Source organism: Pseudomaricurvus sp. HS19 (assembly GCF_009857815.1).
Lineage (GTDB): Bacteria > Pseudomonadota > Gammaproteobacteria > Pseudomonadales > Cellvibrionaceae > Pseudomaricurvus.
Genome location: NZ_WVVW01000002.1, coordinates 233,980 through 247,138, shown reverse-complemented (window position 1 = coordinate 247,138; position 13,159 = coordinate 233,980). Strand labels below are relative to the sequence as shown.

Below are 13,159 nucleotides of genomic sequence, written 5' to 3'. Positions count from 1 at the left end.
TAATCAGTTTGGTTACGCAAGGTCTCTGGTGGCGCAAAGCATTGCCGGCCCCTGGGCCGGTTATCGGGCTTATTGGCGCATTATAAACAGAATTGCTGAATCAGCGCCCGCAGCGTGGCAATGGCGGGTTGAATCTGCTCCAGCGGGATGTACTCGTCCGGCTGGTGGGCCTGATCGATAGAGCCGGGCCCCATCACCAGAGTCTCCATACCCAGCTGCTGCAGGAACGGCGCCTCGGTGGCAAAACCCACCGCCTGTGAGCTGTGGCCGGTGAGCTTCTCGGCGGCGCTCACCAGCGCTGTCGCCTGTCCCTGTTCAAACGCCGGCACATCTCCCATTAATGGCAGCCGCTCAATCCGGCAGCCGGACTCTTCCGAAATCTTTGCCAGCCGGGCGTCAATCGCTGCCCGCAGCTCGTTGTTGTCCATGCCCGGCACCGAGCGCAGGTCGAACTGCAGCTCACACTGGCCGCAGATACGGTTGGGGTTGTCGCCGCCATGGATACAGCCGAGGTTGAGGGTAGGGCCGGGGACGGTAAAGCCGGGGTTGTTGTAGCGCTGCTGCAGGTGGCGGCGGTAGTCCATCAGTTCCGACATTACCCGGTGCATCGACTCCAGCGCGTTGCGTCCCAGGGACGGGTCAGAGGAGTGTCCCGACTGACCCTCGATGGTGATCTTCTCCATCATGATGCCCTTGTGCATGCGGATCGGCCGCATGCCGGTGGGCTCGCCAATCACCGCGTAGCGTGCCTTGGGGCGGCCCTGTTCCACCAGCAGGCGGGCGCCGCTCATGGAGCTCTCCTCGTCGGCAGTGGCAAGAATAATCAGCGGCTGTTTGAGATCACCGGCACTGAAGGCGCTGGCGGCCTCAATGGCGATGGGGAAGAAGCCCTTCATGTCGGTAGCCCCGAGACCGTACCAGCGCTGGTCGCGCTCGGTCAGGGAGAAGGGATCGGTCTGCCAGCGCTGGTCGTCAAACGGCACGGTGTCGGTGTGTCCCGCCAGCACCAGCCCGCCGGGCCCCTGGCCGAGGGTGGCAATGAGGTTGCACTTTTTGCCCTGGCTGCCGGGTACCTCAAGGATCTCGCAATCGAAACCGATGGATTCCAGCCAGCCCGCCAGCAGTTCGATCACGCCGCGGTTGCTCATGTCCCACAGCGGATCGTGGCTGCTGACAGACGGGCTGGCCACCAGTTGTTGCAGGCGGGTGAACAGGTTGGGGAGTGGCATGGGGGTCACCTGAAGCGGCGGGAAAAGGGATCGGTTAGCTGCGCCCAATTTAGCAGAATTCGGGGCCAAATGCGCCAGCGCCAGCGCCAGCGAGCTGCCGGGGGCTGGGGTTGTGGTTGGTGCCCCTGTATTGGTCTACGCCACTCTGACCGGGGGCGTACGTCGCCTGGGCCCGCCATATACGTCAAATGACGTATATGGGTACGTAGGTTGCCGAATGGTGACCCCGTCCTGCCTGTGGATTAATGCTGTAGCGTGAGACACAAAGCAGTCAGATGCGTCCTGACGCATCCAGGGCAAGACGGATTTTTCACTATAAACAACAGGTAGCTAATTATGATCTTTAAAAAGACTCTTATGGCAGGCGCATTGGGGGTTTCGCTGGTCGCCTCCATGGCGCTGCAAGCCGCAGAAACCATCAAGGTTGGTGTTCTCCACTCTCTCTCCGGCACCATGGCCATCAGCGAAACCACACTCAAGGACACGGTTCTGATGATGGTGGAAGAGCAGAACAAAAAAGGCGGCCTGCTGGGCAAGAAGCTGGAAGCCGTGGTCGTTGATCCCGCCTCCAACTGGCCCCTGTTTGCGGAAAAAACCCGCGAGCTGCTGACCAAGGAGAAGGTGGATGTAATCTTTGGTTGCTGGACATCGGTATCGCGCAAGTCGGTACTGCCGGTGATCGAAGAACTTAACGGCCTCATGTTCTACCCTGTGCAGTACGAGGGTGAAGAGTCTTCCAAAAACGTTTTCTACACCGGTGCGGCGCCAAACCAGCAGGCCATTCCTGCGGTTGACTACCTGATGAACGACCTGGGTGTGAAGCGCTGGGTGCTGGCGGGTACCGATTACGTCTACCCACGTACCACCAACAAGATTCTGGAAAGCTACCTGAAAGCCAAGGGTGTGGCCGACAAGGACATCATGATCAACTACACCCCCTTCGGTCACTCCGACTGGCAGAGCATCGTGTCCGAGATCAAGAAGTTCGGTAGCGAAGGCAAGGCAACTGCTGTGGTCTCAACCATCAACGGTGATGCCAACGTACCTTTCTACAAGGAGCTGGCCAACCAGGGCATCTCTGCGGAAGACATTCCTGTAGTGGCGTTCTCCGTGGGTGAAGAAGAGCTGTCCGGTATCGATACCGGTCCTCTGGTGGGTCACATGGCTGCCTGGAACTACTTCCAGAGCGTCGACAACAAAGCCAACGCGGCATTCATCAAGCAGTGGCACAAGTTCATCGGTGACAAGAAGCGCGTAACCAACGACCCAATGGAAGCCACTTACATCGGTTTCGAAATGTGGGCCAAGGCGGTTGAAAAAGCCGGTACTACCGATGTGGACAAGGTTGAGCAGGCGCTGATTGGTATTGAAGTGCCTAACCTGACCGGTGGCATGGCGGTGATGAACAAGAACCACCACCTCTCCAAGCCCGTGCTGATTGGCGAGATCCAGGACGACGGTCAGTTCGAAGTGGTTTGGGAAACCGACGGTGTGGTTCCCGGCGATGCCTGGTCTGACTTCCTGCCAGGTTCCAAGGACCTGATTGCCGACTGGACCAAGCCCATCAAGTGCGGCAACTACAACACCAAGACCAAAACCTGTTCTGGTCAGAACTACTGAGTTGTATGTTGACTCGTCGCAACACTAAATCATCTTGCTGATGATCTGTACTCCACCGCGCCGCACCGGCCGGTGGAGTCTTTCTTTAACTCTCATGCCGATTCCTGCAGTGTATACCGGTCGGCGTGAGAGTATCCGGACTACGAGGCATCTGGCCGTGAATGTATTACCGATTAGCCGGTTGTGTCTGGCGCTGGTGCTGCTGTTGGCAAGCAGTCTGTCCCTGGGACAGGAGCAGGCCGAAGCGCCGGCAGCGGCAGAGACCGAAGTGGCTGTGCAAGCCCCCGCAGAATCATCCGCCGAGCGGGTGCAAACGATTCTGCAGCAGTTGGCAGAAGCCAACTACCGGGAAAAAGCCCGTTTGATCACCACCCTGGACCAGCTCTCCGGCAAAGAGATGTTGCCGCTTTACTCCGCCATGCTGGAAGGTGAGCTGCATTATCTGCCGGGCGACCTGTCGCTCTACCGGGTTACCGAAGCCGGTGAGGTGACGTCATTGTTTACCCAGCAGGCCGCTGCCAGTGTGATGGCGGATGAGCTGGAAAAAATTCGCGTCAATAACTCACTGCGCAAGCAGTTGCGCGAAAGCATCGCCCGTATCCAGCTGCTCTATGGTGACAAGGGCGAGCGCGAGATAGCGGCAGCAACGCTGCTGGACAATATGTCCGACGAGTCCATTGCGCTGTTGCAAAAGGCGCGGGCAAGCGAGCAGGACGTTGACGTTCTGGGCTTGCTGGATGCCGGCATCGCCATGTACACAGCCACCACCTCGGACAGCACCGCCGAGCGCGTCAGTGCGGTGAGATCGCTCTCCGGACGACTGGAATCACCAGTGCGCAACCTGTTGACGCAGCTGGCGGACAAGGAGCGTGAAGACGACGACGCCGTGCGTCAGGCGGCTGCCAGTGCATTGAAAGACATCGAAGGCAAAATCAAATTCTTTGAACTGACCGAAACGGTTTTCTTTGGCATGAGTCTCGGCTCTGTGTTGTTGCTGGCCGCCATCGGCCTGGCCATTACCTTTGGCGTCATGGGGGTCATTAACATGGCCCACGGCGAGATGATCATGCTCGGTGCCTACACCACTTACGTGGTGCAGTTGTTGCTGCCACAGTGGCTGGAGCTGAGCGTGCTGATCGCCATTCCGGCAGCGTTCCTCGTTTCCGGCGCCGTCGGTGTCATTATCGAACGCACCGTGATCCGCCATTTGCACGGTCGTGCACTGGAAACCCTGCTGGCCACTTTCGGTATCAGCCTGATCCTGCAGCAGCTGGTGCGCACTGTGTTCTCGCCGCTGAACCGCCAGGTGGCCACGCCCGAGTGGCTGAGCGGTTCCTGGGTGATCAATCCGGTGTTCTCCCTTACCTACAATCGCCTGGCCATTCTCATCTTTGCGCTGGTGGTGTTCGTGGCGCTGCTGCTGATCATGAAGCGGACCTCACTGGGCCTCTATGTGCGCGCTGTCTCCCAGAACCGCGACATGGCCAAGGCCATGGGTATCAAAACCGAACGTGTCGATATGATGACCTTTGGTCTCGGTTCCGGTATTGCCGGCGTTGCCGGTGTGGCACTGAGCCAGCTCACCAACGTGGGACCAAACCTCGGGCAGTCCTACATCATCGACTCCTTTATGGTGGTGGTGTTTGGCGGTGTGGGTAACCTGTTTGGCACATTGGTCGGCGCCTTCTCGCTGGGCATCGCCAACAAGTTCCTGGAGCCGGCCACCGGCGCGGTGCTGGCCAATATTCTCATACTGGTCTTTATCATCCTGTTTATTCAGAAACGTCCCAAGGGGCTGTTCCCGCAGAAAGGGAGGGCAGCAGAATGATGTCCGGGAATGCATTACTGGAGCGTGGTGGCATGGGCGCCACCTTCGCCGCCACCACCACCCGCTGGGTAGTGGGAATCCTTTTTGTACTGACCCTGCTGGCCTCAATGGCCAACCTGCTGATCCCGCAGGACTCGGCACTGCACGTCAGTACCTACACCATTACATTGCTGGGTAAGTATCTCTGTTACGCGCTGCTGGCGCTGGCGGTGGATGTGGTGTGGGGCTACTGCGGGGTGTTGAGCCTGGGCCACGCCGCCTTCTTTGCGTTGGGCGGTTACGGCATGGGCATGTACCTGATGCGCCAGATCGGCGATCGCGGTGTCTATGGCAACCCGGAGCTGCCGGACTTTATGGTGTTCCTCAACTGGGATGCCTTGCCCTGGTACTGGTTCGGCATGGATCAGTTCTGGTTCGCCATGCTGATGGCACTGCTGGTGCCCGGTCTGCTGGCGTTTGTGTTTGGCTGGCTGGCGTTCCGTTCACGGGTTACCGGTGTCTACCTGTCGATCATGACCCAGGCGCTGACCTACGCCCTGATGCTGGCCTTCTTCCGCAACGAGATGGGTTTTGGCGGCAACAACGGCCTCACCGACTTCAAGGATATCCTTGGTTTCAGCCTGCAGTCAGACAATGTAAGGGTGGTGCTGTTTGCCACCACCGCCTTTATGCTGGCGGCCGCCTATGTGGCCAGCCACTTCATTATGAGTTCCCGTTTCGGGCGGGTGATTGTCTCCATTCGTGACTCAGAGGCGCGCACCCGTTTTATGGGCTATCGCACCGAGAACTACAAGGTGTGGCTGTTTGTCTATTCTGCGCTGCTGGCAGCGGTGGCCGGTGCCCTCTATGTACCACAGGTGGGTATCATCAACCCTGGTGAGTTCTCGCCCATCAACTCCATTGAGGTGGTGGTGTGGGTGGCGCTGGGCGGCCGCGGCACGCTCTACGGCGCCATCATTGGTGCGATCCTGGTGAACTACGCCAAGACCCGTTTCACTGCCATCCTGCCCGATGGCTGGCTGTTCGCGTTGGGGGCGCTGTTTGTGCTGGTGACCCTGTTCCTGCCCAAGGGCATTGCCGGCTTGCTGGCGAAAATCAAACCGGCCAAAGGGTCGGGTAACGGCGATGGCGGTGTAGCGGCAGAGGGGGCGTCATCATGAGTTTGCTGGATACCACCCGTGAAGTATTCCGCCGTGACCAGGTGTGGCCTTTCCTGCAGGAAGACCACGCGCCGGTGGATGTCTCGAAGCAGATGATCCTCTATGTCGAGGGGCTGAGCGTCAGCTTTGACGGTTTCAAGGCGCTGAACGATCTCAATCTTTACATCAAGGATGGCGAACTGCGCTGCCTGATCGGTGCCAACGGTGCCGGCAAGACCACGCTGATGGATGTGATTACCGGCAAGACCCGCTGCGACAAGGGCAGCGTCTACTTCGGTCAGACCATCAACCTCTTGAAACACAGCGAAGCGGAAATCGCCGAGCTGGGTATTGGTCGCAAGTTCCAGAAGCCCACCGTGTTCGAGGCGCATACGGTATTCGACAACCTGGAGTTGGCGCTCAAGGCGGACAAGGGTATGTGGTATACCCTGCGCGCTGCGCTCAGCAGCAGTGACATCGACCGCATCGACAGCATTCTCGACCTGGTGGGGCTCAAGCAGCAGCGCTTCCAGCAGGCCGGTGCCCTGTCACACGGACAGAAGCAGTGGCTGGAGATCGGCATGCTGCTGGCGTCGGATCCGCGCTTGCTGTTGATCGATGAGCCGGTGGCGGGGATGACCGCAGAAGAGGGCGAGCGCACCGCCGAGTTGCTGACCTCTCTGGCAGGTGAGCGCACCGTGGTGGTGGTGGAGCACGATATGGAGTTTGTACGCAGTATTGCCCGTCACGTTACCGTGCTGCATCAGGGCAGTGTGCTGGCGGAAGGTACCATGGACGAGGTGCAGAACAACGCCGATGTAAGAGCTGTGTACCTGGGGGAAGAGGCATGATCAGTATCAAACGTGTCAACCAACGCTACGGCGGTACGCAGATCCTGTGGGATCTGGACCTGGAGATTGAAGCCGGTTCCTGTACCTGCATCATGGGGCGCAACGGCGTCGGCAAGACCACACTGTTAAAAGCACTGATGGGGCTGTTGCCGGTGAGCAGCGGCGAGATCCTGATGGAAGGTACGCCCATCCAGAATCGTCCGGCGGAGGACCGGGCGCCGCTGGGGATTGGCTATGTACCCCAGGGACGACACATCTTTCCGCTGATGACGGTGGAGGAGAACCTGCGCACCGGGCTCGGCATTCGCAAGGACAAGGCCAAACAGGTACCGGAAAAAATCTACGAGCTGTTCCCGGTGCTGAAGGATATGAAGAGTCGACTCGGTGGTGACCTCTCCGGCGGACAACAGCAGCAGCTGGCCATTGGCCGGGCACTGGTGATTGAACCCAAGGTGTTGATCCTCGATGAGCCCAACGAAGGTATTCAGCCCAACATTGTGCAGCAGATCGGTGACGTAATTGTGAAGCTCAACCGGGAAGAAAACTTGACCGTTATCCTGGTAGAGCAGAAACTGGGCTTCGCCCGTCGTGTCGGTGAGGAGTTTCGCCTCATGGAGCGCGGCCGGGTGGTAGCCAGCGACAAGATGGCTAACCTCAACGACGAATTGATCAGGCAGCATCTGGCGGTATAAGAGTGACCTCATCATTAACGCTTGCCACAGCGTTAGACGCGGACCTATCGGAAGAGGCTGCAGCCGCTCCTGGCTCCGGTCCCACAGCGTCAACGCCCGGCACCGCAGCAACGGACTGGGGGCATTGGCCCGCCAGCCTGGAGCTGGAATTCAGTCATGGTGCCCGCGGCTCCCGTCTCACCACCAATCGCCATCAGGGTCCGCTGTATGTGCAGAAGCCTTTCTACCCGGAAGGCGACGACCTGGCCCACGCTTACATCCTGCACCCCCCCGGCGGCCTGGTCTCCGGTGACCAGTTGCGGATCGCTGTGCAGGTGCACGAGCAGGCGCGGGCGCTGCTGACCACGCCCGGCGCCGGCCGTGTCTATCGCGCACGACCTGATCGCGCGTGGCAGTACCAAAGCAACCATTTCAATGTGGCAGCCGGAGGCAGCCTGGAGTGGTTACCGCTGGAGACCATTGTCTACCCCAATGCCCGTACCGACCTGGCCACACGCATTGACCTGGAAGGTGACGCCACCTTTATTGGCTGGGAGGTAACGTCATTGGGACTGCCTGCCTGTGGTGCTGACCTGCAGGATGGGGAAGTGCGGCAGCGCTTTGCGCTCTACCGTGACGGCACGCCCCTGTTTATTGAGCGCTTCCAGCTGGATGCCACCACGCGCCGGCTGTATGCGGCCCGGGTTGGCATGCAGGGCAATCCGATCAACGGCCTGTTTGTGGCCGGCCCATTCAGCAACGACGCGCAGAGAGTCGCCATCAAAAGCTGGTGCACAGAGGTCAACCAAAACCTGATGGAGGCAGAGGTGCCGGAGCATGAGTCACCCTTCCTGGCGGGTGTCAGCCTGGTGGACGACTGCCTGGTGGGGCGCTACCTGGGAGGCTGTTCCGAACAGGGGCGCAAGCTGTTTACCCGTTGGTGGCACGTGGTGCGGCCGCAATTGATGCAGCGGCCCGCCTGTGAGCCGCGCATCTGGCTAACATGATGCATGAATAACGCCCGGTGCATGAATAACGTATGTTACTGGGTGGGCGGATAGGTAAATAATAGCGGTTGCCCAGTAAATTAAGTCGTAAAGCGCACTCGCAACCGAGAACCTCGCAACAGAGAACAAGAGACCGGGGAATCCCATGGAACTGTTACCAAGAGAAAAAGACAAGCTGCTGGTATTCACCGCCGCGCTGCTGGCGGAGCGACGCCTGGCCCGCGGCCTGAAATTAAATTACCCGGAGGCCGTTGCCCTGATCACCATGGAGATCATGGAGGGGGCCCGCGATGGCAAGACCGTGGCGCAGCTGATGAGCGACGGCAAGAATATCCTGCGCGCCGACCAGGTGATGGATGGCGTGGCGGATATGATTCACGAAGTACAGGTGGAGGCGACCTTTCCGGACGGTACCAAACTGGTGACGGTGCACGACCCCATTAACTGAGTGCGCTGCTGTAACAGCAGGCCCGCAATGCAAAAGGATAACGGCGATGAAACCCGGAGAAATCCAGACAGCCAAGGGCGACATTGAACTCAATGTCGGCCGCGAGACCCGCACACTCAGGGTAGAGAACACCGGCGACCGCCCGGTGCAGGTGGGTTCCCACTACCACTTTTACGAGGTGAACCCGGCGCTGCAGTTTGATCGCCAGCAGGCGCTGGGTTTCCGCCTCAACATTGCTTCAGGCACCGCCGTGCGCTTTGAGCCGGGCCAGGGCCGGCAGGTGGAACTGGTGGCCTACGCCGGCAGCAAAACCATTTACGGTTTCCGCGGCGACGTGATGGGTCCCATCGCCAACACAGGAGACGCATCATGACCAGCATGGACAGACACAGCTACGCCCACATGTTTGGCCCCACGGTGGGTGACCGTGTGCGCCTGGGCGATACCGAATTGTGGATCGAGGTGGAGAAGGACTTCACCACCTACGGCGACGAAGTGAAGTTCGGCGGTGGCAAGGTGATTCGCGATGGCATGGGCCAAAGCCAGGTCTCCTGCAGCGACTCCGTTGACCTGGTGATCACCAACGCGTTGATCCTCGACCACTGGGGCATCGTCAAGGCGGATGTGGGTATCAATAACGGCCGCATCGTGGCCATCGGCAAGGCCGGCAACCCGGATGTGCAGGACAGTGTCACCATCGTGATTGGCCCCGGTACGGAAGTGATTGCCGGTGAGGGTTCGATCCTTACTGCCGGCGGTATTGATGCACATATTCACTTTATCTGTCCGCAACAGGTGGAGGAGGCGCTGATGAGCGGCGTCACCACCATGATCGGTGGCGGCACCGGCCCCGCCACAGGTACCAATGCCACCACCTGTACCCCCGGCCCCTGGTACATCGGCAAGATGTTACAGTCCACCGATTACCTGCCCATGAATTTTGGTTTCCTCGGTAAAGGTAACGCCAGCCTGCCACAGGCACTGGAAGAGCAGATTGAGGCCGGCGCCTGTGGTCTGAAGCTGCACGAGGATTGGGGTACTACACCGGCGGCCATCGACTGCTGTTTGAGTGTGGCGGACAAATACGACGTGCAGGTGGCGATTCACACCGACACCCTCAACGAATCCGGTTTCGTGGACGACACCATTGGTGCCTTTAAAAACCGTGTCATCCACACTTACCACACCGAAGGTGCGGGTGGTGGTCACGCGCCGGATATTATCCGCGCCTGTGGTTATCCCAACGTGCTGCCGTCTTCCACCAATCCGACACGGCCCTACACCATCAACACCATCGACGAACACCTGGATATGCTGATGGTGTGTCACCACCTCGATCCCAGCATTCCGGAAGACGTGGCCTTTGCCGACTCTCGCATTCGCAAAGAGACCATCGCCGCGGAAGATATCTTCCACGACCTGGGTGCCTTCAGCATGATCTCTTCCGACTCCCAGGCCATGGGTCGGGTGGGGGAGGTAGTGACCCGTACCTGGCAGACGGCACACAAGATGAAAGTGCAGCGCGGCGCGCTGCCGGAAGACGCCGACACCACCGACGAGCGCGGCCCGGCGGATAACTTCCGCGCCCGCCGATACGTGGCCAAGTACACTATCAATCCCGCCATTACCCACGGCATCTCCCACGAAGTGGGTTCTGTTGAAGTGGGCAAGCTGGCGGACCTGGTGCTGTGGAAGCCGGCCTTCTTCGGTATCAAGCCGGCACTGATTGTGAAGGGCGGTATGATTGCCGCGGCACCCATGGGGGATGCCAACGCCTCCATTCCCACGCCGCAACCGGTGCACTACCGCACCATGTTTGGCGGTATGGGCCATGCGCCGGCGGAAACCTCGGTGACCTTTGTGTCGAAGGTGGCGCTGGAGAATGGTATCGGACAGCAGTTGGGCTTGCGTCGCAAGCTGGTGGCTTGCGGCAACACCCGCAACATCAGCAAGGACGATATGGTGCTTAATAACTGGCAGCCCACCATTGATGTGGATCCGCAGACCTATGAAGTGCGGGCCGATGGTCAGTTGCTCACCTGTGATCCGGCGACCGAGCTGCCGCTGGCGCAGTTGTACACTTTGTTTTAAGAAAGTTTGTTAAAAAATTTGTTTTAATACGTCTGCGGTGTTGCACCGCAGATTTTATTTTTCGTTGTAAGGATTCTGAATGAATCAGACCGTATCCCTGGATGTGTACGAGCGTCTGGGTATTGATCCCCAGCTGACTGCTGATGAAGTGGTGGTGCTTACTCACGAACAGCGCGATCGCGGCCGTATGCGGTTGCAGTCACTGAACGGCGCCGAGGTACGCCTTTTTCTGGAGCGGGGCAAACCACTGCTGGTGGGTGAAAAGTTGCAGAGCCAGTGTGGCAAAATCGTGGAAGTACAAGGCGCGGAAGAAGAAGTGACCTACGCCACCTGTGATGACTGGTACACCTTTACCCGCGGTTGTTATCACCTGGGTAATCGTCATGTGAAGTTGCAGATTGGTGAACGCTGGTTGCAGATGACACCGGACCATGTGCTGGAAGAGATGCTGCAGCTGCTGGGCCTGACCACCGAGCGCCGTGTGGCAGTGTTTGTGCCGGAGTCCGGCGCTTACAGTGGTGGACACTCTCATGGTCACTCTCATGGTCACTCGCATGGCCATTCACACGGTCACGACCATTCACAAGATCATGAGCACCATGGACATCACCACCACTAAGCTGCTGCGCCTGCTGCAGCTCTCCAGTGTCAGCCTGCCGGTGGGTGGTTACGCCTTTTCCCAGGGGTTGGAGATGGCGGTGGAAAAAGGTTGGGTGAAAAATTTTGCCGACGCCAGTGAGTGGCTGGAACTGCAAATGTTCGACGCGCTGGCGCGGGTGGACCTGCCGGTTCTGGCACGGGTCTATGATTGCGACGCCGGCGATGAATCCATGCTGCAGCACTGGAACGCTACCGCGCTGGCCTGCCGGGAAACCCGCGAGCTGCGCCTGACCGATACCGCCATGGGCGAAGCGCTGGCACGGCTGCTGCCCAATGTGGGTGTGCCGCTGCCAGCGCTGAAGAGCGCGGGCAGTAACGACATCAGTTTTGTGGTGTTGTTTGCCTGGACTGCACATTATTGGCAGGTGCCGCTGGATTCGGCGTTGACTGGTTATGTCTGGTCGTGGCTGGAGAACCAGGTGGCTGCTGCCACCAAGCTGGTGCCGCTGGGGCAGACCCAGGCGCAGCAATTGATCAGTGCGCTGCAACAGCATGTGCCTACCTGTATAGAACAGGCGCAGGCGCTGCAGGATGAGGAGTTGGGGGCGAGCCTGCCCGCACTGGCCATTGCCAGCAGCCTGCACGAGGTGCAGTACACCCGCTTGTTCCGCTCCTGATGGGTGAGTAATTGCAGAGCGCAGCAAGATTTTCAAGAAACATTATTCGAACGTAACAGTAAAAGAGTCTTTGACTATGGAAACCGCACAAGTCCTGAATGCCGCTCCCAAACAAACCCTGCGCGTCGGTGTGGGTGGCCCGGTGGGTTCCGGTAAAACCGCGCTGCTGCGCACCCTGTGTGCGGCGCTGCGCGACCACTACGACATCGCTGTGGTCACCAACGACATCTACACCCAGGAGGATTCCCAGTTTCTCACCCGTCACGAGGCGCTGAGTGAAGATCGCATTATCGGTGTCGAGACCGGCGGCTGCCCGCACACCGCCATTCGCGAAGACGCCTCCATGAACCTCGCCGCCATCGACGAGCTGCAGCGTCGCCACGGTGCGCTGGACGTGATTTTTGTGGAGAGTGGCGGCGACAATCTCAGCGCCACTTTCAGTCCGGAACTTTCCGATCTCACCATCTATGTGATTGATGTCTCCGCCGGTGACAAGATTCCCCGCAAGGGTGGCCCTGGCATTACCAAATCCGATCTGCTGATCATCAACAAAACCGACCTGGCGCCATTGGTAGGCGCGTCTCTGGAAGTGATGGATCGGGATGCGAAAAAGATGCGCGGCGAACGCCCCTTTGTCTTCTCCAACCTGAAAAAGGGAGAGGGCGTGGATGAGATTATTCAGTTCATTGTGCGCGAAGGTATGCTGCCAGCCAAAGAGCTGCCTCCGGCGAAAGCGGTTGTTTAATTATTCAGAAACCCGATCGGATTAATGAGGAAGACGGTCATGAAAAAATTCGGATTGTTGGTGGCGGCCAGCCTGGCATCTCCCCTGTTGTGGGCCCATGAGGGGCACGCTGGCGGTGCCGGTGCATCACATGACCTGCAGCACGCTATGTGGTTGCTGGGTGGTATCGCGGTAGCCACGGTAGCCGTGGCTCTGATTCGCAACGGCAAGTGGAGCTGGTGGAAGTAAATTTCCCCGCCCCCGGAGTGAAGCC

General features: G+C 59.1%; 14 protein-coding genes. 13 read left to right on the top strand and 1 reads right to left on the bottom strand.

The features are described from left to right. Window positions 1-80: 80 nt before the first annotated feature. Window positions 81-1,229, bottom strand: coding sequence for an acetylornithine deacetylase (gene argE, locus GSF27_RS08855; RefSeq protein WP_160968034.1), 1,149 nt, complete (start codon window positions 1,227-1,229; stop codon window positions 81-83). A 336-nt stretch (window positions 1,230-1,565) separates the two neighbouring features. On the opposite strand from argE, the gene urtA reads away from it, so the two are divergent. The 13 genes from urtA to GSF27_RS08790 all read left to right on the top strand — a co-directional run bounded on the left by urtA (window position 1,566) and on the right by GSF27_RS08790 (window position 13,134). After that, window positions 1,566-2,849, top strand: coding sequence for an urea ABC transporter substrate-binding protein (urtA, locus tag GSF27_RS08850; RefSeq protein WP_160968032.1), 1,284 nt, complete (start codon window positions 1,566-1,568; stop codon window positions 2,847-2,849). Window positions 2,850-3,006: 157 nt separating this feature from the next. Next, complete coding sequence (urtB, locus tag GSF27_RS08845; RefSeq protein WP_370462586.1) at window positions 3,007-4,677, top strand: urea ABC transporter permease subunit UrtB; 1,671 nt, start codon at window positions 3,007-3,009, stop codon at window positions 4,675-4,677. 32 nt (window positions 4,678-4,709) lie between these two features. Next, the gene (urtC, locus tag GSF27_RS08840; protein WP_160968747.1) at window positions 4,710-5,837 is read left to right on the top strand and encodes an urea ABC transporter permease subunit UrtC; all 1,128 of its coding nucleotides are present in this window, start codon (window positions 4,710-4,712) and stop codon (window positions 5,835-5,837) included. A gap of 92 nt (window positions 5,838-5,929) precedes the next feature. Then, window positions 5,930-6,667 (top strand): urea ABC transporter ATP-binding protein UrtD, encoded by a 738-nt coding sequence (urtD, locus tag GSF27_RS08835; RefSeq protein WP_202410386.1) that lies wholly within the window; start codon window positions 5,930-5,932, stop codon window positions 6,665-6,667. Continuing rightward, window positions 6,664-7,359 carry an urea ABC transporter ATP-binding subunit UrtE gene (urtE, locus tag GSF27_RS08830; RefSeq protein ID WP_160968026.1) on the top strand — a complete coding sequence of 232 codons (696 nt, stop codon included), beginning with the start codon at window positions 6,664-6,666 and terminating at the stop codon, window positions 7,357-7,359. The genes urtD and urtE overlap by 4 nt, the downstream gene beginning before the upstream one ends. Before the next feature lie 2 nt (window positions 7,360-7,361). Continuing rightward, window positions 7,362-8,345, top strand: a complete 984-nt coding sequence (locus GSF27_RS08825; protein ID WP_160968024.1) for an urease accessory protein UreD — start codon at window positions 7,362-7,364, stop codon at window positions 8,343-8,345. A gap of 145 nt (window positions 8,346-8,490) precedes the next feature. After that, entirely contained in the window at window positions 8,491-8,793 is a 303-nt protein-coding gene (locus tag GSF27_RS08820; RefSeq protein WP_160968022.1) for an urease subunit gamma, read from the top strand. Window positions 8,794-8,839: 46 nt separating this feature from the next. Next, entirely contained in the window at window positions 8,840-9,166 is a 327-nt protein-coding gene (locus tag GSF27_RS08815; RefSeq protein WP_160968020.1) for an urease subunit beta, read from the top strand. Beyond that, window positions 9,163-10,884, top strand: coding sequence for an urease subunit alpha (gene ureC / locus GSF27_RS08810; protein ID WP_160968008.1), 1,722 nt, complete (start codon window positions 9,163-9,165; stop codon window positions 10,882-10,884). The genes GSF27_RS08815 and ureC overlap by 4 nt, the downstream gene beginning before the upstream one ends. Before the next feature lie 79 nt (window positions 10,885-10,963). Next, window positions 10,964-11,503: an urease accessory protein UreE gene (locus GSF27_RS08805; RefSeq protein WP_160968006.1), complete on the top strand. Its 540-nt coding sequence runs from the start codon at window positions 10,964-10,966 to the stop codon at window positions 11,501-11,503. Continuing rightward, a complete protein-coding gene (locus tag GSF27_RS08800) occupies window positions 11,415-12,161 on the top strand; it encodes an urease accessory protein UreF (protein WP_237457464.1) in 747 nt (248 codons plus the stop codon). The genes GSF27_RS08805 and GSF27_RS08800 overlap by 89 nt, the downstream gene beginning before the upstream one ends. Before the next feature lie 76 nt (window positions 12,162-12,237). After that, window positions 12,238-12,906: an urease accessory protein UreG gene (gene ureG / locus GSF27_RS08795; RefSeq protein ID WP_160968004.1), complete on the top strand. Its 669-nt coding sequence runs from the start codon at window positions 12,238-12,240 to the stop codon at window positions 12,904-12,906. Window positions 12,907-12,945: 39 nt separating this feature from the next. Further along, the gene (locus GSF27_RS08790) at window positions 12,946-13,134 is read left to right on the top strand and encodes a hypothetical protein (protein ID WP_160968002.1); all 189 of its coding nucleotides are present in this window, start codon (window positions 12,946-12,948) and stop codon (window positions 13,132-13,134) included. Window positions 13,135-13,159 lie beyond the last annotated feature (25 nt).